16 protein-coding genes are annotated in these 19,097 nt (G+C 48.7%); all 16 read right to left on the bottom strand.

The window, feature by feature from the left end; all coding sequences use genetic code 11:
* Nucleotide 1: 1 nt before the first annotated feature.
* The 16 genes from yfmF to rpsO all read right to left on the bottom strand — a co-directional run bounded on the left by yfmF (nt 2) and on the right by rpsO (nt 18,995).
* Nucleotides 2-1,282: an EF-P 5-aminopentanol modification-associated protein YfmF gene (gene yfmF / locus ABMB67_RS05240; RefSeq protein WP_354571335.1), complete on the bottom strand. Its 1,281-nt coding sequence runs from the start codon at nt 1,280-1,282 to the stop codon at nt 2-4.
* A gap of 34 nt (nt 1,283-1,316) precedes the next feature.
* Nucleotides 1,317-2,042 (bottom strand): GntR family transcriptional regulator, encoded by a 726-nt coding sequence (locus ABMB67_RS05245; RefSeq protein ID WP_251222067.1) that lies wholly within the window; start codon nt 2,040-2,042, stop codon nt 1,317-1,319.
* A gap of 89 nt (nt 2,043-2,131) precedes the next feature.
* Nucleotides 2,132-4,450 (bottom strand): FtsK/SpoIIIE family DNA translocase, encoded by a 2,319-nt coding sequence (locus ABMB67_RS05250; RefSeq protein ID WP_251222066.1) that lies wholly within the window; start codon nt 4,448-4,450, stop codon nt 2,132-2,134.
* A gap of 118 nt (nt 4,451-4,568) precedes the next feature.
* Entirely contained in the window at nt 4,569-4,790 is a 222-nt protein-coding gene (locus tag ABMB67_RS05255) for a YlzJ-like family protein (RefSeq protein WP_354571336.1), read from the bottom strand.
* Nucleotides 4,787-5,545, bottom strand: coding sequence for a ClpP family protease (locus ABMB67_RS05260; protein WP_390189541.1), 759 nt, complete (start codon nt 5,543-5,545; stop codon nt 4,787-4,789). Before ABMB67_RS05260 ends, ABMB67_RS05255 begins: the two co-directional genes overlap by 4 nt.
* A gap of 190 nt (nt 5,546-5,735) precedes the next feature.
* Nucleotides 5,736-7,403: a ribonuclease J gene (locus tag ABMB67_RS05265; protein ID WP_354571337.1), complete on the bottom strand. Its 1,668-nt coding sequence runs from the start codon at nt 7,401-7,403 to the stop codon at nt 5,736-5,738.
* Nucleotides 7,404-8,092: 689 nt separating this feature from the next.
* Entirely contained in the window at nt 8,093-8,956 is an 864-nt protein-coding gene (dapA, locus tag ABMB67_RS05270) for a 4-hydroxy-tetrahydrodipicolinate synthase (RefSeq protein ID WP_354571338.1), read from the bottom strand.
* Nucleotides 8,957-8,993: 37 nt separating this feature from the next.
* Nucleotides 8,994-10,214, bottom strand: coding sequence for an aspartate kinase (dapG, locus tag ABMB67_RS05275; RefSeq protein ID WP_251222062.1), 1,221 nt, complete (start codon nt 10,212-10,214; stop codon nt 8,994-8,996).
* A 95-nt stretch (nt 10,215-10,309) separates the two neighbouring features.
* Nucleotides 10,310-11,356, bottom strand: coding sequence for an aspartate-semialdehyde dehydrogenase (gene asd / locus ABMB67_RS05280; RefSeq protein ID WP_251222061.1), 1,047 nt, complete (start codon nt 11,354-11,356; stop codon nt 10,310-10,312).
* Between the two features lie 144 nt (nt 11,357-11,500).
* A complete protein-coding gene (gene dpaB / locus ABMB67_RS05285) occupies nt 11,501-12,094 on the bottom strand; it encodes a dipicolinate synthase subunit B (RefSeq protein WP_251222060.1) in 594 nt (197 codons plus the stop codon).
* 96 nt (nt 12,095-12,190) lie between these two features.
* Nucleotides 12,191-13,063 carry a dipicolinic acid synthetase subunit A gene (gene dpaA / locus ABMB67_RS05290; protein WP_354571339.1) on the bottom strand — a complete coding sequence of 291 codons (873 nt, stop codon included), beginning with the start codon at nt 13,061-13,063 and terminating at the stop codon, nt 12,191-12,193.
* 487 nt (nt 13,064-13,550) lie between these two features.
* Nucleotides 13,551-13,787, bottom strand: a complete 237-nt coding sequence (locus ABMB67_RS05295) for a YlmC/YmxH family sporulation protein (protein ID WP_251222058.1) — start codon at nt 13,785-13,787, stop codon at nt 13,551-13,553.
* A 242-nt stretch (nt 13,788-14,029) separates the two neighbouring features.
* A complete protein-coding gene (locus ABMB67_RS05300; protein ID WP_354571340.1) occupies nt 14,030-15,268 on the bottom strand; it encodes a M16 family metallopeptidase in 1,239 nt (412 codons plus the stop codon).
* A gap of 17 nt (nt 15,269-15,285) precedes the next feature.
* Nucleotides 15,286-16,260 (bottom strand): polysaccharide deacetylase family protein, encoded by a 975-nt coding sequence (locus ABMB67_RS05305; protein ID WP_251222238.1) that lies wholly within the window; start codon nt 16,258-16,260, stop codon nt 15,286-15,288.
* 156 nt (nt 16,261-16,416) lie between these two features.
* The gene (gene pnp / locus ABMB67_RS05310) at nt 16,417-18,531 is read right to left on the bottom strand and encodes a polyribonucleotide nucleotidyltransferase (RefSeq protein WP_251222056.1); all 2,115 of its coding nucleotides are present in this window, start codon (nt 18,529-18,531) and stop codon (nt 16,417-16,419) included.
* Nucleotides 18,532-18,725: 194 nt separating this feature from the next.
* Nucleotides 18,726-18,995 (bottom strand): 30S ribosomal protein S15, encoded by a 270-nt coding sequence (gene rpsO, locus ABMB67_RS05315; RefSeq protein ID WP_012959342.1) that lies wholly within the window; start codon nt 18,993-18,995, stop codon nt 18,726-18,728.
* Nucleotides 18,996-19,097: the final 102 nt, after the last annotated feature.

A 19,097-nucleotide genomic window follows, 5' to 3' on the forward strand; every position in this document is an offset into this window, starting at 1 on the left:
CTCACTCCTTTCCTTTTAAAAAGTAAATCGTATCAAGCTTGACATGTTTGGCAACGCGGACAATATCTTCTTTCGTCACAGCATCAACCTGCTCAAGCCACTCTGACAGCGCGCGCTTGCTGCCGCTGATCACCTGGTGGTAAAGAAGTTCAACATAGCCGCGCGCCACATCTGCCGTTTCGAGAATTTGATTTTTCAGCATCGCCTTCGTCTGCTCGACTTCGTCCGTGCTGAAGTCGCCCTGCTGCATCGCTGCAAATTGCTCTTTAATAATTTCGACAGCGCGTTCATATTTTGCAAATTCGATTCCGGACATGACCATCATGATCCCTTTATGGCTTTCAAGCCGTGAGGCCGCATAATAAGCGAGGCTTTCCTTTTCGCGAACATTGATAAAAAGCTTTGAATGAGAAAAGCCGCCAAACAGGCCGTTGCAAACTTGCATCGCCACATAATCTTCGTCGCTGTAGGTGAGATACGTGCGGAATCCAATGTGAAGCTTGCCTTGCTTAACGTCCTGCGCTTCGTGAACGACGCGAATCTCATCAACATCGGGGCTTTCGGTCGTCACTAATTGGTTTGCCGGCTTATTGATCGCGATCAGCGGGGCAAACGCTTCTCTCACATCGGCAAGAGCCTGCTCTTCCTCAAACGAGCCAACGAGATAAAGATCAAACTGATTCGTCCGGATCGCGTTAACATAGTAGTCGTGCAACGACTCGGCAGTGATCGCCTGAACCTCTTCTGCCGTTCCGAAGGCGGTTAACGCAAACCGCTCCCCTTTACACATTTCTTCCGTAACCCGCACATTCGCATAGCGCATTTTATCGTCATAGACCGATTCGATCCGCTGAATAAGGGAACGCTTCTCCGTTTCCAGCACTGAGTTCACGAACGTGTCGCCCTCAAGACGCGGGTGGAGCAGAATTTCGGCAAGCAAGGTCGTCGCCTGCTTTAACAATGGAGTGGAATCAGACAAGAACTGCTCATTTGCCACCTCTAACCGCAGCGTGATAATGTGCTGTTCTCCTTTTTTTTGGACATCCGTTGTGAACAGGGCTCCGTACATCTCGTCCAGCGTCTGGCGCAGCTCCTTCCGCGAAGGCTTCGACGCCGTACCGTTTTGCAGCACCTGAGGGAGCAAGGCCCGCAGCGCAACCGTTTCCTGTTCCAGCGGGGCTTTCATCATCATGATTAATGAGGTTGTCTTATATTTATCCGTCGGGACTGTGTGGATCGTCATCTGATCACAGCTATGGATCTTCTCTGTTAACGGCTTCATCTACTCATCTCCTTTTTCAGCCAGTCAGCTTAGGTTATGCTTTCACCCTTTTTCTTACAACATGAAACTTAAATTTATCGGCACGAAAATAATTTAACGAATAGAGCAGCGGCTGTTCAAGCTGGTCATAATGCATTTGCTTCAGCAGCAGCAACGAGGATTCCGGGTCGCATTCTAAAATTTCCGAGACGTGCTCATGATAGCCGATTGGCTCGATATAGGTAACGGCATGGGTAATCGTCCGCCCGATCTCTTCAAGAAAACGGAAAATTGACTTTGTTTCATGGATCGAATGGTTTTCAACAAGCTGGTTCGGAATTTGATCCAGACAGTAAACAACCGGCGTTCCGTCCGCCGTACGAACCCGTTCGATTTCCATAATCTCGGCGAGGTCTTCCTGCGCGAATTTGCGCCGGTCTTCCTCCGTTGCCGGCTGCACCGAAGAGGACAAAAAGATCGTCCCTGGAGTCATATTCGCCTGAATGATCATATCCGTCACACTGTACATTTCCTCGATTCCGGCCGTAAACAACGGCTTGGAATGAACAAATGTCCCGACTCCGTGACGGCGGATGACAACGCCTTCTTCCTCAAGAATCCGCAGCGCCTCCCGCAGCGTCGCCCGGCTGACCCCAAGCTGTTTGGAGAGCTCGAATTCGGATGGCAGCTTTTCCCCTTCTTCATACACCTTCTTATCAATATCTTCTTTGATGCGGTCAATGACTTGTAAATATAGAGGCCGTTGATCCGTTTTAATCATACTCTCCACTCCTTTTCATTCTCTCTTGTCAAAGGGGCAGGGGCGACGTAGCTTTTGCTTTTGCCAGTCTCCCCCTCACCCAAGTTCGTCTATGATGAATGAGATGCTTCGTCCACCTCTGTCTTCTCAACAAGAACTTCCCGGGGCTTACTACCTTCATACGGGCCAACGATGCCTCTGACTTCCATTTCGTCGATTAAGCGAGCCGCCCTCGTATAGCCAATGCGGAAACGACGCTGCAGCATCGAAACAGAGGCGGTGTTCATTTCCGTCACGAGCTCAACAGCAGGCTGATACAGCTCATCCTCCACTTGTCCTTCCACTGCTTTCTCCTCGGTTGGTGTCATTTCCTCCTGGTATTGCGCTTTTTGCTGGGAGATGACAAAGTTGACGACATCTTCAACTTCCTGATCGGAGAGAAACGCCCCTTGCACCCGCTTCGGCTTCGTCGCACCAACCGGCATATAGAGCATGTCCCCGCGGCCGAGCAGCTTTTCTGCGCCGCCTGAATCGAGGATTGTTCTTGAGTCGGTTTGCGAGGATACACCGAAGGCAATACGCGACGGGATGTTCGCTTTAATCACTCCGGTAATCACATCGACGGATGGCCGCTGTGTCGCAATGATCATATGAATCCCGGCAGCACGCGCCATTTGCGCGAGGCGGGCAATCGAGTCCTCGACATCGCCAGAAGCTACCATCATCAAATCAGCGAGCTCATCGACTATGACGACGATGTAAGGCAGCATCGGCTGCTTTGCTTCTTCGGCTTCATTATGACGTCTGATCGTTTCGTTATAGCCCTCGATATTTCTTGTTCCCGTATGGGAAAACAAGTCATAGCGCCGTTCCATCTCGGCGACAACTTTCTTCAACGCCTGGGACGCTTTTTTCGCTTCTGTCACAACAGGGGTGAGCAGATGAGGAATACCATTGTATACCGTCAGCTCGACCATCTTCGGATCGATCATCATCAGCTTCACTTCATGCGGCTTCGCCTTTAATAAAATACTTGTAATAATGCCGTTAATACAAACACTTTTCCCACTGCCTGTCGCTCCTGCCACAAGAAGATGGGGCATTTTGTTCAAATGAGCGAGAACGGGTTCCCCGGAAATATCCCGTCCGAGGCCGACAGCGAGGACGTTGCTTTCACGCTGCGATTCAGGCGAATCAAGAACTTCGCGCAACGTGACAATCGCCACTTCCTGATTAGGCACTTCAATCCCGATCGCCGACTTGCCCGGAATCGGCGCTTCGATTCTGATATCCTTTGCCGCGAGGGCAAGCGCCAGATCATCAGCAAGATTGACAATTTTGCTCACTTTCACCCCGATGCTCGGGTTAACTTCGTACTTCGTCACAGCCGGGCCGAGATGCACCTTCGACACGCGGGCTTTGACGCCAAAGCTTTCTAAAGTCTGTTCCAGCTTGCGCGCGTTTTCAGTCAACTGGCGTTTTTCCCCGGATTGACTTGGATTATCGGGCAGCTTGAGCAGCTCAAAGCTTGGAAGCTGATACGCTTCATTCGTCTCCTGGGCTGTGACAAGCGCTTCCTGGACGGGCTCGTCCACCGCTTTGACCTCTTCTTTCTCTTGTTCCACCTTTCGTTTCTCTTCAACCGGCGGATACAGCTTTTGGGTGAAATCGACAATTTCCGGCTCGCCTTCGGGCTGTTCAGTCGCCGGTTCAATTTCATCAGCCTCATCAGGCAACGGCCGCTTTTTCTTTTTTTTCTTCTGGTTTTTTCGCTCTTCTTCCAGCTTTTCCTTCGTTCTTTCTTTCATTTGCTTCAGTTCAGCGCCGAATGAACGAAAGCTGTCACTTAAGAAAAGATAGCTGCGTCGGAACAATTTGCCGATAAGCTCCGAAAGCGAGCGACCTGTAATCAAAATTAATCCGATCATAAACAATACAAAGCATAAAAAATAAGTCCCTGCTTCAGCGAATAAAAAGTGGCTCATGGCAAAGGCCAGAGAGCCGATCATCCCACCGCCCAGGTCGGCAGGCGGGATCTCCCCTCTCATTTCCATCCAAAACAGGTTCCACGTATTGCGAATGACCGACCTGTCTTGAAATCCTTCTTGACCGGCAAGCTGGTTGAATAAACCAACATGACTGAATAAAGCCATAGAAAGAAGAATGACATAGGCTCCCGACATTCGGCGCGTCAACAGCTTAGGTTGCTGACGCTTGACCATAATGTAGATGGAAATCGCCAATAAACCGAAGGCGAGCACAGCAAACCATTCTCCGAGAAAAAAACGGAATAGTCGCACAAAGGTTTCGCCAACTGTTCCAAGTCGTGCTAATGTAACGACAGCAATGACAAGCAATCCGAGACCGATGAGTTCAAATGTCAGCTGGGATTTCCACTCGGTTTTTCTTTTTTTCTTTCGTCTTGCCATACGTTTCACCCTTTACTTCAATCACAATTTCCATTCAATACTTAAGAAGCAGCCAGCTGGCTGCTTCGACCATTCTTGGATGAAGTTAATTATAGCATAGACTATGCCTGTCTACATGCTAAAATTGCGGTTTTGCCTGGATGACGGTTCCGGGTGTATATTTTTCATTTAAATAATGCATCGGATCTCCGCTCAGCAGCCGTACAATCCGGTATTCGGAGGCATTAAGCCGCTCTACGATCAACTGGCCGGCTTCACACGGAATAACCTGCTGGGATTTGTAGCTTTGTTCCTCTTCTGGGAAAATGAATTCAGGAGGAACCATTGTATAGAGAATCATTGGATGACCTCATCCTTTCCGTCAGCCTGTTTTTGCCGGTACTCGTCAATCAGACTGTTCAGCTTTCCGAGCGCCTGACCGATCCCGCCAACCTCATTAATCAAACCGTATTTCACCGCATCCGTTCCAATTACATTCGTCCCGATATCTCTCGTTAAATTGCCTTTCGAAAGCATCAGCTCTTTAAATTTCTCTTCTGTAATATTTGAGTGCTTCGTCACAAAGCTGATGACCCGCTCCTGCATTTTGTCCAAATACTCAAATGATTGCGGAACCCCGATCACTAATCCTGTCAGTCTGACCGGATGAATCGTCATCGTCGCCGTTTCGGCAATAAACGAATAGTCGGCGGCGACGGCAATCGGCACCCCGATCGAATGACCTCCTCCAAGCACGAGGGTTACGGAAGGCTTTGACATCGAAGCGACCATTTCGGAGATCGCCAGACCGGCTTCCACATCCCCGCCAACCGTATTTAAAATGAGCAATAGCCCTTCAATTTTCGGGTTTTGTTCAATCGCGACAAGCTGGGGAATGAGATGCTCGTATTTCGTCGTTTTGTTTTGTGGCGGGAGCTGCATATGCCCTTCGATTTGACCGACAACCGTCATACAATGAATATTTGACTGCGCCATATCAGGCACATTCGTCTGACCTAACTCCTGAATCTTGTCCAAAATTCCCGATCCCTTCTCCTCTTTCGGAGCCGGTTGATTCGGCTGTGGCTGTTCGGCATAAGGTTGTTCCATTGTCATCGACCACACGCCTCCTTTCATCATCCTTCTTCCCGTAGTATGAGCTTGTTTCCAACGTTTCATCCATCGGCCGCAAAACAAAGAAGAGATGTCCCGCAAGGTCTACTTCACCCTTTTGAGACATCTCTGAAACGAAGGCCACCGAAAAGCTTCTTTTTTCGTCACTCGAAGAAGAGCTATGGCTCGGCGCTTATACTTCCATAATAATCGGCAGAATCATCGGCCGTCTTTTCGTTTTTTCAAACAGGAAGCGGCTCAATCCTTCTCGAACATTGCTCTTCAGCGAAGACCATTCATTAACCTGTTCACTGACACATTTCTTCAAAATGACTTCCACCAATGTATTGGCTTCTTCAAGCAGCTTTTCCGATTCGCGCACGTACACAAAGCCGCGCGAAATAATATTCGGACCGGCGACGAATTCGCCCGTTTTCTTGTTTAATGTTACGACGACAACAAGAATCCCGTCCTTTGATAAGAGGCGGCGGTCACGCAGCACAATGTTTCCGACATCGCCGACGCCAAGACCGTCGATTAACACGTTGCCGGATGGCACCTTGCCGCTTTTACGCGCCTGATTGTTCGTAAACTCAACGACTTCCCCTTTATCAACAAGGAAGATCGCTTCCGGCTTGATTCCGACCTGCAAAGCGAGCTTGCGATGGGCATGCTGCATCCGGAACTCACCGTGAATCGGTACAAAATACTTAGGGCGCATCAAATTAAGCATCAATTTCAGCTCTTCTTGACTGCCGTGACCGGAGGCGTGAACTTTGGCTTGTCCATAGACGACTTCCGCCCCGATCCGATGAAGCTGATCAATAATCGACGAGACGGACTTTTCATTTCCCGGAATCGCCGAGGCGGCAATAATGACCGTATCGTGATTGGTAATCGTAATTTGCCGGTGAGCCCCTTTTGCCATCCGCGTCAGCGCTGACATCGGCTCTCCCTGACTGCCGGTCGTAATAATAACGAGCTGCTCGTCGCGATACTTGCCAATTTCATCGATATCAATAAAAAGATCCTTCGGCGCTTCAAGATAGCCGAGCTTGGAGGCAATCGTGATGACGCGCACCATGCTTTTTCCGACAACAGCAAGCTTTCGTTTCGCTGCAATAGAAGCCTGGATCACCTGCTGAATCCGATGGACATTCGAAGCGAAGGTCGTGACGATGATTCGCCCTTCCGTCTTTTCGAATACTTCGGCGATGCCTTGTCCAACTTCTGTTTCGGACTTTGTCAGGCCGGGACGTTCGGCATTCGTGCTGTCAGAGAGCAGGCAAAGAACGCCGCGCTGACCGATGGCGGCCATCTTTCCGATATCGGCTTGTTTGCCGTCCACCGGGGTTTGATCAAATTTAAAGTCGCCGGTATGCACGACTGCTCCCTGTGACGTTTCAATCGTAACGCCGACAGAATCTGGAATACTATGATTTGTTCGGAAAAAAGAGACAGGAGTCGAGCCGATTTTCAGACGGCTGTTTGCATCGATCAAACGCAATGTCGTCTGACGGAAAATCCCTGCTTCTTTCAGTTTTTCTTCAACTAGGCCAAGGGTAAGCTTCGTTCCATAGACAGGAACATTTATTTTCTTTAACACATATGATAATCCTCCGATATGGTCCTCATGACCATGGGTCAGAATGATTCCCCGTACACGTTCTTCATGTTCAACAAGATAGGATACATCAGGAATCACGATGTCGACTCCAAGCATATCATCATCCGGAAACATCAAACCGGCGTCGACGACAATGATGTCCTCATTCACCTCTACAACGTACATGTTTTTGCCGATTTCACCTACTCCACCGAGGGCAAACACACGTACTTTTTCATTATTTTCTTTTGACAATGGACGTTCCTCCTACTTTCATCAATCTCTATGTTGCTTTTTATCCGTTCTATCATCCTTGGCATAGATGACCTTCTATTCGTTTAAAATGGCAGAGCTGCCCTACTCACAGAACAATGCCGGGTGACGCTTCAGCCATTGCACATCTCTACTGCCCAACGATGCAAGGCTGTCTCCATTACGTCATGAAAAAGGTGTCTCATCAGCAACTTCCCGCTCTTTTGAGCACCTCGGGAGTTCACGGAGCCGCTGCAAGATCGTCAAAGCCTGCTAACATGGCTTCCCCATTGCAGGCAGATAGCGCGCACTACGTCATTGCCTCACTTTCGACACAGCCCCATTCTTTATCCGAACAAATCATTGTTTTCAGTATACCTTATTTGTAAATTGAAACACAAGCTGAACTTCCTCATCTGTCAATATTACCTAAAGGTATCCAAATTTTGAGCCGAAACGACAGGCGCTGGCCTTTCACCCGGTAAAAAAAGAAAAACAGGGGATGTTTTGCCCCGCAAATAATGACAGGTGGACGTCTATTCTTATCATTTCAAAAATGAGGAGATATTGATTGTGGAAAACGTGAAAGCTCCGTTTTAGCGGCATGCTGACAACAAAAAAAGCCTGCTCCAAAAGGCAGGTTGACTCCTTTTGAAGCAAGCTTCTTTGGCTTTAAAAGCCTTGCACGCCTCTTATGCTAAGACAGCGTCGATTGTTTTTTTCTGCTGTTCATCAAGCGGAACGAGCGGCAGGCGGACGCCGCCGACCTCAATTCCCCTTGCCTCAAGCGCATATTTCACGCATGTTGGATTGGGCGCGGAAAACATCGCCTGCATCGTCGGCAAAAGTTGACGGTGAAGCGCCGCTGCCTCGCTGACATTTCCTTGTAAAAAATGAGAAATCATCGTCTGCATTTCCGCACCGATAATATGCGAAGCGACGGAAACAACGCCTCTTGCCCCGATCGCCATCGCCGGCAGCGTGTTGCCATCATCCCCTGTATAAAGAATAAAGTCATCCGCCGTTTCGGTGATCAGCTTTGCCATATGTTCGAGATCACCGCTTGATTCTTTTACCGCGGTAATATTTTTTATTTTTGATAAGGCGATCACCGTCTCAGCCTCCATATGAAGGGCCGTGCGCCCGGGAACGTTGTAAAGCATAACCGGCAATGTCGTACGCGAAGCAATCGTTCTAAAATGCTCATACAGACCTTTTTGCGACGGCTTGTTGTAATAAGGCGTGACAAGCATGATGCCATCAACACCGAGCGCCTCCGCTTTTTCCGTTAGCTCCACAGATCCCTTTGTATCGTTGCTTCCCGTACCGGCGATCACCGGCACCCGCTTTTTCACATAATCCACACAATGCTGAAAAAGCTCAAGCTTCTCCGAAGGCGATAACGTTGGTGATTCTCCCGTCGTCCCGGCCACCACCAATGCATCCGTCCCGTTAGCAAGCAAATGATCGATCAGCTCCTCCAGCCGCTTAAGGTGAAGAGCCCCTTTTTCGTCAAAGGGCGTCACCATCGCTGTATACACATGACCAAACTCCATTTCTCCCAGCTCCTTCTTTAGGGAATTCTCCGACGTGTTATCCTTGCTGTTGCCCTAATTGATCAAGATGAAACATATGATGGAGTGCATTAACAGCTTTACTCATATCCTCCTCCTTCACGAGAACCCAAATCGTTGTATGAGAATCAGCTGACTGGAGAATTTGGATATTTTGCTGTGATAAAGCGCTAACGATTTTCGCTGTCACCCCCGGCACCCCTGTCATCCCTGCTCCGACAGCCGATACTTTCGCACAATGACGGTTGACTTCCGGCTCAAAACCAAGCTCATTCAAAACGGCAATCGCTTTGTCGGCAACCTGTTCCATCACCGTGTAGACGACTGCATGAGGATTAATATTAATAAAATCAACGCTGATTTTTTGCTGGGCCATCGCTTTGAACACTTTCTCCTGCAAGTCGTATTGCCCTTCCTTTGCCGTGACCTTAATCTGTGTCACATTGGCGACGTGGGCAATCCCGGTGATCAACCGTTCATGAACATCCTTCGGCTGACCCGCCTCCATCGTCACTAATGTGCCGCGGCTGTCTGAATAGGTCGAGCGGATATGGATCGGCAGCTTCGCCTGCATCGCAATTTCAACCGCACGCGGATGAATCACTTTCGCTCCTTGATAGGCCATATTGCAAATCTCATTATAGGTCATCGTTTCAAGCGGCCGTGCATCCTTAACGATCCGCGGGTCGGCGGTCATCACCCCTTCGACATCGGTGAAAATATCAACCCATTCAGCCTGAAGGGCAGCCCCCAATGCCGTTGCCGACGTATCGCTGCCTCCCCGGCCGAGCGTCGTCATTTCACCTGCTTCCGACTGCCCTTGAAAGCCGGCAACGACGACGACATCATGCGCGGCAAGCTCTTCCTTGACTCTCTCGCAGCTCATTTCGATAATTTTTGCCTGGGTAAAATCATTGTTCGTCCGAAAGCCGGCCTGTGCGCCGGTCAAGGCAACAGCGGACAGACTTCGGCTGTTAAGTAAATTCGAAAACACGACTGCTGAAATCATTTCACCAGTTGAGACGAGCAGATCCTGCTCGCGCTTCGTCAAGTGTTCAGGCTCAATTAAGCTAAGCAACGTGTCGGTCGCATAAGGTTCCCCAAGCCGTCCCATCGCCGAGACGACAACGACGACCTTATAGCCTTCCTCGACCGTTTTTTGGACATGAGCAGCTGCCTGCTGTCTGCTTTCCTCATTACGAACGGACGTACCACCGAATTTCTGTACAATAATTTTCATCGGACACCTTCTTTTTCTCCACGCAGATTAAAAGGGTGCTCCTCCCCTGTCTCCTAAAACGAGAGTAGGAAGGAACGGATCCACCTGTTAGGCGATTAAGACAGAAGACCTAATTTCACGAGACTTTCCGCAATTTGCACGGAATTCCAGGCCGCACCCTTTAATAAGTTATCAGACACAATCCACATATGATACCCGTTATCGCGATTCAGGTCATGACGAATCCGACCGACAAACACATCATTTTTGCCAACGCATTCTGAAGCAAGCGGATAGATTTGATTAGCCGGATCATCCTGTAACGTGATCCCAGGCGCTTGGGCAAGCAGATCTTTCAGCTCTTGTACCGACGCCCCGCCTTGCTCCGTCTCAATATAAACTGATTCAGAATGCCCTGTTTCAACAGGGAGGCGCACGCATGTCGCGGCGACTTCAAGGTTAGCCATATGCATGATTTTTTTCGTCTCATTTATCATTTTCATTTCTTCAAATGTATAGCCATTATCCTGGAATAAATCGATTTGCGGTACCGCGTTAAAAGCAATCTGATAATGCTTTTTATCGCCGCCAACCGGCAGGATTTGCGGGGTGAATTCCTTCCCGTCAAGGATATCCCTTGTTTGCTGCTTCATTTCTTCAATCGCTTCAAGTCCCGCTCCGGATACTGCCTGATACGTGGAGACGATGACTTTTTTCAACCCGTATTTTTCACGGATCGGTTCAAGTGCGACAACCATTTGAATCGTTGAGCAGTTCGGATTGGCAATGATTCCGTTATGATCCTTTAAATCCGCTTCGTTTACTTCCGGTACGACAAGCGGTACAGTCGGATCCATCCGAAACGCACTCGTATTGTCGACCACAATGGCCCCGCGCTTAACAGCTTCCGGCGCCAGCGCTTTGGAGACAGAGCCGCCCGCACTGAACAAGGCGACCTGCACCCCTTCAAACGCTTCAGGCGTTGCCTCTTCCACTGTATATTCTTCCCCTTTAAAGGTTACTTTCTTTCCTGCAGACCGTTTTGATGATAAAAGCTTTAAGCTTGCAATTGGAAATTGGCGCTCCTCTAATGTTTTGAGCATTTGTTGTCCGACTGCGCCCGTTGCTCCGACCACGGCCACGTGATAATTCGCTGTTGTCATGATTCTCGTAATCTCCCTTCCAAATTCTCTACAGTTTAAGTGTTAACGACGAGAGGATGGATTGATTATATCATATCCTGACCTGTTCGTTTCCTCTATTAAACTTTAAGGGAAATATTGCTTTTGTGCAACAGCACGTATCCGTTAATCTCTGAATTTTTCCACGAGAACCGGTTGAAGTTGCTTGCCAGCGATTGCAGCCTCGACCGTGTCCACTAATGCTTCCATTCTGGCGACTAACGAGTTTGGTTTTTTGATCGGGTCATCCTGGCCAAATGGAATAAAGTAAATGTTCTTCGTCGCCATTAGCTTCATCACGTTAACCCCGTTTAGACCGAGCGCGTCGTTTGTTGAAATGCCGAGTACAACCGGACTGCCGGTTCGCAATGTCGCCTTTGCTCCCATTAATACAGGTGAGTCGGTTAGCGCGTTCGCCAACTTGCTCGTCGAATTGCCGGTGATCGGCGCGATAACCATGCAGTCAAGCGGCGTCGCCGGGCCAAAAGGCTCCGCCTTGACGATTGAATCAACAATCGGCTCGCTTGTAATTTCCTGAATCCGCTTCAGCCAATCGGCGCTGTCGCCAAACTTTGTATCTGTTGTTTGCACCGTGTAGGAAACAAATGGCGTCACCTTTGCTCCGAGCTGAACCAATTTCTCCATTTCCGGCATAACCGCGTCATAGGTGCAGTGAGATCCCGTTAACCCAAAGCCGATGTGTTTTCCTTTTAAGCTCATCTCTTCTCCTCCTCTATGAAATAAGAAAACCGCTGCGCAGTTTTCTTTGAAGTGACGTGCGACGCCCTCCCTCGCATTTGAAACCGCCTCTGCTCCTTATCCTTCTAGCAGGACAGTCAGCACGTCAGCGAGAATTTGCCCGGCCGTTTTCGGGGCGACGATGCCAGGCAGCCCCGGTGCAAGCAATGCTTTCATTCCTCTTTTTTCGGCATAGCGAAAATCCGTGCCGCCGGGCTTGCTGGCTAAATCGATAATGAAAGCGTGCAGCGGCATCTCTGCCAGGACATTTGCCGTAAGTACGGGTGCGGGTATTGTATTAATGCAAAGATCAACGGTTCGCAGCGCTGTTTTGATGTCCTCGATATAAAATGGCTTCAACCCCATTTCGGTAATCCGGGCGATATCCCGTGATTCTCTCGCGCCGACAGATACATTCGCTCCTAGCGCGTCAAACGTTCTGGCGACCGTCATCCCGACGCGCCCGAGGCCGAGAACCGCCACTTCCGCCCCGTGAATCGTAATTTCCATATGCTGAATCGCCATCATGACCGCGCCTTCGGCTGTAGGAATTGAATTATAAATAGCAATATCATCCCGGTCCATTAAGAGCACAAGCTGGCGATTTGCCTCGTTTACACAGCTGTCGAGCCGGCTGTTTGTAATCCCTGAATAAACGACGCAATGATCCGGCGTTTCTTTCAACTGCTCTCCAGTCAATTCAATCGTTTCATCTGAAAAAATCGTATCCACTTTTCCTTCCATGCTCATTCCGCTTATCGGCAGAAAAATAGCATCAACTGTACTCCAATCGACTTCATTCATCGTCTGCTTTGAGGCTCCGATAAAACCGTCATTAAGCTGATCGAAGCCGACGAGTGTAATTTTGGCATCTAAGGTCGACAGTTTGCGAATAATTTCCAGCTGCCGGGCATCCCCGCCGATCACGACGATATGTTTATCTGTTAGCATGTGCACTTGTTCTCCTTTCTGCGACTCCCTTCCCTTTAGACCCCATTTGAACATTCAACCATAGTTTATGTGGCACGGCGGAGAAGGGTGAATACCTTTCCGCTTGAAAAAGCCGTTGACCACGAAGAGGCTGAAGCTTTTTAGTAACGAGCGCGGAGCCATTACTCTTCTTCGAGTTACGAAAAAGCGCTGACGAGATGCAGCAAACAGAGCAGCCGAAAACAAGGAAAAAGATTGGGAGATAACGAAGCTGGTTACCGGAGCTGGCGGACTACGAAGGCTCGTCCGGCTTTTCGCCATCGTGTCTTCCCTTTGCGCACAAAAAAAGCTTGTCTGAAAAAGAAGCTGGTTCTCTTTTTCAGACAAGCGCAATGCAGGGAGTGCTTGTATATGGTGTGTCAAAAGGAGCGGCTTGCCTGTTTGACACACCGTGAATTCCTCCCTTTCAGACGTGAGCTGATGAGGCTGCGAGAGAGGTCTATGCTTACTACTCGTCTAAATCAATGATGATCATATCCTCGCCGATCTTTTTTATTTGCTGCCAGTGCACGGTAACTTCCCGGTCCTTCTTGCCGAGTCCGAACCATTTCATCGTCGGAATAATAAAGGCTTCGATCTCTCCTGTTTGTTCATTGATTAGCAAATCGGTCTGTCCTAAAATTCCAAGGCGCTCTCCTTTTTGGTAATCAATAATTTCTTTGCTGCTGATCTCGCTTAGTCGCATTCGACACACTCCCTTCGTACAGCTTTTCTACATAGGTATGTGGCGATTCATAAAAAAAGAAGGGGCGTGCCAAAATTTTGACACAGCCCCTTCCTTCATTGCCACTATAATACATAGAGGCAGGGACAGAAGGTTGCCTTTACCTTTTGCCCAGCCCTTAAGCAAGGTGCGGAACCGCCACAAAGCTAGTTTGTCTCAAGCTCGAGTCTGTTTATGAAAGGTGGCAGCCTTTCCCTTTCTTTCTATTGCAGATTGCCCGGCAGCTTTCCTGTGCTGTTAATTAAGGAAATCGACGGTTTTTCCTTCAAAATTTGCCCGGCCAGGGAATTAACCTGGCTTAACGTGACCCCGTTAATCTCTGCAAGCATATCATCGAGCGTGCGGTGCTTGCGCAGCAGCAGCTCATTTTTGCCGTTTCGGCTCATGCGGCTGTTCGTGCTTTCAAGGCTGAGCATCAGGCTGCCCTTCAGCTGTTCCTTGCCATTTTGCAATTCTTTTTCCGTGATTCCTTCTTCCGCGAGCTGCCCTGTCGTCTCCAGCAGAGCTGATGTCAGATCCTCAAGCTGCTGGTGAGCCGTTCCGGCATAGACCGTCAGCATGCCGCTGTCCTGATAGGAGGAATGATAAGAAAAGACGGAATAGCAAAGGCCGCGCTTCTCCCGAATCTCCTGAAACAGACGACTGCTCATGCTGCCGCCAAGCAAATTGTTTAACAGAACGAGCGCATAAATATCCGTGCTGCCGACGGCAAGCCCAGGATAGCCCAAACAAAGATGAGCTTGTTCTGTCTCTTTTTTGCGAACGAGTGTTTCAGAAAAGAAAGCAGGAGCCTCTAGCTTGAACGTGTTCGTTGAAGGCTTTACTTTTGAGAAGACGCTCTTTAATTGCTCAATCACGTCCGCGGTCACATTGCCGGCAATCGAGACGACGACATTGCTCCCCGTATAAAAGCGCTCAATATAATCACGGAGCGTTTCACTCGTGAACGTTTGCAACGTCTCGACCGTTCCTAAAATCGGCAGGCCGAGCGGATGCTTTCCGTAGCTCGCTTCACTTAGCAAGTCATGGACGATATCATCCGGGGTGTCATCAACCATTTTGATTTCTTCAAAAACGACATTTTTTTCTTTCTTCAGCTCTTCTTCATCAAACACCGAATGGAAGAACATATCGGCGAGAATATCGACAGCGTACCCGGCGTGTTCGTCAAGAACCTTTGCATAGTAGCACGTATATTCCTTTGAGGTGAACGCATTGACCTGTCCGCCAATCCGATCGAACGATTCCGCAATTTCCGCCGCGCTGCGGGATGTCGTCCCTTTAAAAAACATATGCTCAAGGAAATGCGAGATGCCGTTTTCCTGCTTTTGTTCAAAACGTGAGCCCGTGCCAATCCAGATGCCGATCGAAATGGAACGGACAGTCGGAATTTGCTCTGCTAAAATGCGGACACCATTATCTAGTTCAATTCTATTTATCAATCTTCATCCCCCTATACCTAATCAAGCGCTGTTTGTAACATTACCCGTTTTTCAGAAAGCAATTCAGATACAGGGCCAATGCGATAGCCCTCTGCCTGAATCCCTTTAATTAATGCTTCCAGACCGGCTGCTGTCGGCTCTGTCGGATGCATCAAAATCATCGCCCCATTATGGAGCTTAGAAAGGACACGATTGACCATTTCATTTGGATCCGGCTTGCGCCAGTCAACGGTATCAACAGACCAGAGAATCGTTTTCATCCCATGCTTGGCCGCCTGCTCGACAACAGTTTGATTATAGCTTCCGCTTGGCGGAGCGAACCACTCCGGTGTTAAATCGAGCGTTGCTTCAATCACTTCGTTCGTTCTGCTTATTTCTTCCTCAATCCTTGCTGCGGTCAGCGTATTCATATCTGGATGAGAGTAAGCATGATTGCCAATCTCATGGCCTTCCTCCACGAGCATCATTGCCAGGCTCGGATTCTTCTTGACCCATGAACCGTCGAGAAAAAAAGTCGTCTTCAGATCATACTTGTTTAGCACTTTGACGATTTCCGGCAAGTATTCATTTCCCCACGCCACATTGACTAAAAATGTGATCATCGGTTTTTGCTCGTTTCCTCTATAAATACCGGCTGGCGGTAAATCCTCTAAATGGACACTCGGACTCGTTTCACGGTAAATCAGCCTTTCTTCGGCAAAGCTTCCCAGCTTTTTCATTTTATCAAAGGAAGCATCAATATCCACTTCACGGCCGTTATAGCCGGGCACCGCCTTCCACACTCGGTCAATCCGCGCATCAATCGCCGCTTCCCTGTATTCCTCGGCCCGGGCAGCAATTTCTTCATAGAGAGGATCCTGCTGCTTTATGACCATTTGACTGTCATCTTTCAGCTCTCCAATATAATGAAGCGAAAAGGGGTTTTGGACGGCCCCGATCGATAACACAACTATGAAAAAGAATACACACACATGAACGAGCTTTTTCTTCATCACTTCAGCCCTCCTCTCATGCCATTTTATGCATGAGTCGGACAGGTTAGAAGAAAATTTATGTAGTAGATAGTACGGGTTCATGCCTAGGGGGCACATCAAAAGATGCACCCCCGAAGCGATCACCGGCATGAGCTTCACAGCCAGCTTCAACCATTATTTTTGCGCTTGTTCCTGGCGCTCTTTCTCTTCCTTGAGAATGACTTTCCGAGAAAGATTCACTCGGCCCTGATTGTCAATCTCCGTAACACGAACGAGAATTTCATCGCCGATCTTCACGACATCTTCGACTTTATTGACGCGCTCTTCCGCCAGTTGGGAAATATGCACAAGCCCGTCCTTCCCTTTAAAGAGCTCGACGAACGCGCCAAACTTCTCAATCCGCTTTACTTTTCCGAGGTAGGTTTGTCCGACTTCCACTTCGCGGACAATATCTTCGATAATCGCGCGGGCCTTTTCATTCATCTGCATATCGATCGAAGAAATATAGACGGTTCCATCCTGCTCAATGTCAATTTTCACGCCGGTTTCTTCGATAATTTTATTAATAATCTTTCCGCTTGGTCCAATCACGTCGCGAATCTTGTCAGGATTGATTCGCATCGTCATAATCTTAGGAGCGTACTCAGACAGCTCTTTGCGCGATTCCGCAATCGCTTCAAGCATGTTATCAAGAATAATCATCCGGCCCCGCTTCGCCTGAGCAAGCGCTTCTTCCAAAATAGCGCGGTTAATCCCATCGATTTTAATGTCCATCTGCAGCGCTGTTACGCCATCTCTCGTTCCAGCTACTTTAAAGTCCATGTCGCCGAGCGCATCTTCCATTCCTTGAATATCGGTTAGAACGGATACATGGTCCCCTTGCTTGACAAGTCCCATCGCAATTCCGGCAACCGGCGCTTTAATCGGCACACCGGCATCCATCATCGCCAATGTACTCGCACAGATACTGGCCTGTGACGTTGAGCCGTTTGACTCAAGAACTTCAGAGACGAGGCGAACGGTATACGGAAATTCATTTTCATTCGGAATAACCGGCTCCAACGCCCGTTCTCCAAGAGCACCATGTCCAATTTCCCGGCGACCCGGAGCACGAATCGGACCTGTCTCACCGACGCTGAATTGCGGGAAATTATAGTGGTGCATAAAGCGCTTCGATTCTTCGATTCCCAAGCCGTCAAGAATTTGCACGTCACCTAATGCGCCTAATGTACAAATGCTGAGCGCCTGCGTTTGACCGCGTGTGAACAAGCCTGAACCGTGCGTCCGCGGCAGTAAATGCACCTGTGAAGCCAACGGACGAATCTCGTCAACTTTCCGGCCGTCCGGACGGATCTTTTCGACCGTAATCAAACGGCGGACCTCTTCTTTGACAATTTTATTCAGCACTTCTTCAACGTCGCTTTTTGCGACTTCTTCACGCTCTTCGAATACGGCGAGCGTTTCCTTCATTACCGCATCAATCGCTTCGGCGCGCGCGTGCTTTTCCGGCACTTGAACCGCTTCCTTCAGCTTCGCTTCCGCCAGCTGACGAATCTCCTGGTCAAGCTCCGCGTCGACCTGCTTCAGCTTGATCTCCGATTTTTCCTTACCGACTGCTGCGATGATCTCTTCCTGGAAGGCGATGATTTTCTTGATTTCCTCGTGACCGTACATGATCGCTTCAAGCATCACTTCTTCAGGTACTTCATCGGCGCCGGCTTCAACCATATTGATGGCGTCCTTCGTTCCCGCGACGACAAGATTGATATCGCTTTTATCGAGCTGCTCAGTCGTTGGGTTAATGACGAAATCTCCATCAAGACGTCCAACCGTCACACCGGCAATCGGTCCTCCGAACGGAATATCTGAAATAGATAATGCCAAAGATGAGCCGACCATTGCCGCCATTTCAGACGAACAATTTTGATCGACACTCATGACGATACTAATTACCTGCACCTCATTACGGAAGCCGTCAGGGAATAACGGACGAATCGGGCGGTCGATCAGACGGCTCGCCAAAATCGCCTTTTCACTCGGACGTCCTTCACGTTTAATAAAGCCTCCCGGAATTTTTCCGGCTGCATACAAACGCTCTTCATAATTCACTGTCAGCGGAAAGAACGGAAGGTCCTTTGGTTCCTTTGAAGCTGTTGCTGTCGACAACACGGCTGTATCACCATATCTGATTAGAACGGCCCCGTTTGCCTGTTTGGCCAACTGCCCCGTTTCTACCGTTAGCTCGCGACCAGCCCAATCCATTTTAAATTCGTGTTTCGTTTGTTCCATTACGCGTACTCCTCTCGTACACCAATATTCATTCATCTATCATGTATTATTCCCTATTTCGGACGAAAATAAAAGAAGAAATAGGCAATAACCGCCCTCTGCGTTATAAACAGACATAATTTGGCTGAAATATGTTTGTTTTCCAATCTTTTGAAATCAAGAAAAAAGCGGGAAAACTCCCGCTTTCTTCATGATTATCGGCGTAAGCCAAGCTTATCAACAAGATTACGGTAACGAGTAACATCCTTATTACGCAGGTATGTTAACAGGTTACGACGCTGACCAACCATTTTAAGAAGACCACGACGTGAGTGATGATCCTTCTTGTGAGTACGTAAATGCTCATTTAATGTGTTGATTTGCTCAGTTAGGATAGCTACTTGAACCTCTGGAGAACCAGTGTCCGTATCATGCGTTTTGAACTCAGCAATTAGTTCGTTCTTACGCTCTTGTGTTAATGCCATCCAATCCACCTCCTTTATTATAATCTCCTCATCCCGAGCAAACGTCGGTGACTCGTTTTGCCAAGGACAGGATCTGTACATAAAAGTACAATTATCACTATA

Origin of the sequence: Halalkalibacter oceani, from assembly GCF_040544555.1 — a bacterium.
Classification (GTDB): Bacteria; Bacillota; Bacilli; order Bacillales; family Bacillaceae_D; genus Halalkalibacter; species Halalkalibacter oceani.

Excerpts from the sequence above, each read along its gene's own strand:
- ABMB67_RS05260 (WP_390189541.1), bottom strand. The coding sequence starts at position 5,545 with ATGACAATGGAACAACCTTATGCCGAACAGCCACAGCCGAATCAACCG.
- ABMB67_RS05305 (WP_251222238.1), bottom strand. The coding sequence starts at position 16,260 with ATGAAGAAAAAGCTCGTTCATGTGTGTGTATTCTTTTTCATAGTTGTG.
- ABMB67_RS05255 (WP_354571336.1), bottom strand. The coding sequence starts at position 4,790 with ATGATTCTCTATACAATGGTTCCTCCTGAATTCATTTTCCCAGAAGAG.
- dpaB (WP_251222060.1), bottom strand. The coding sequence starts at position 12,094 with ATGAGCTTAAAAGGAAAACACATCGGCTTTGGGTTAACGGGATCTCAC.
- dpaA (WP_354571339.1), bottom strand. The coding sequence starts at position 13,063 with ATGCTAACAGATAAACATATCGTCGTGATCGGCGGGGATGCCCGGCAG.
- ABMB67_RS05250 (WP_251222066.1), bottom strand. The coding sequence starts at position 4,450 with ATGGCAAGACGAAAGAAAAAAAGAAAAACCGAGTGGAAATCCCAGCTG.
- dapA (WP_354571338.1), bottom strand. The coding sequence starts at position 8,956 with ATGGAGTTTGGTCATGTGTATACAGCGATGGTGACGCCCTTTGACGAA.
- yfmF (WP_354571335.1), bottom strand. The coding sequence starts at position 1,282 with ATGAAGCCGTTAACAGAGAAGATCCATAGCTGTGATCAGATGACGATC.
- ABMB67_RS05295 (WP_251222058.1), bottom strand. The coding sequence starts at position 13,787 with ATGCGACTAAGCGAGATCAGCAGCAAAGAAATTATTGATTACCAAAAA.
- pnp (WP_251222056.1), bottom strand. The coding sequence starts at position 18,531 with ATGGAACAAACGAAACACGAATTTAAAATGGATTGGGCTGGTCGCGAG.
- rpsO (WP_012959342.1), bottom strand. The coding sequence starts at position 18,995 with ATGGCATTAACACAAGAGCGTAAGAACGAACTAATTGCTGAGTTCAAA.
- asd (WP_251222061.1), bottom strand. The coding sequence starts at position 11,356 with ATGACAACAGCGAATTATCACGTGGCCGTGGTCGGAGCAACGGGCGCA.
- ABMB67_RS05245 (WP_251222067.1), bottom strand. The coding sequence starts at position 2,042 with ATGATTAAAACGGATCAACGGCCTCTATATTTACAAGTCATTGACCGC.
- dapG (WP_251222062.1), bottom strand. The coding sequence starts at position 10,214 with ATGAAAATTATTGTACAGAAATTCGGTGGTACGTCCGTTCGTAATGAG.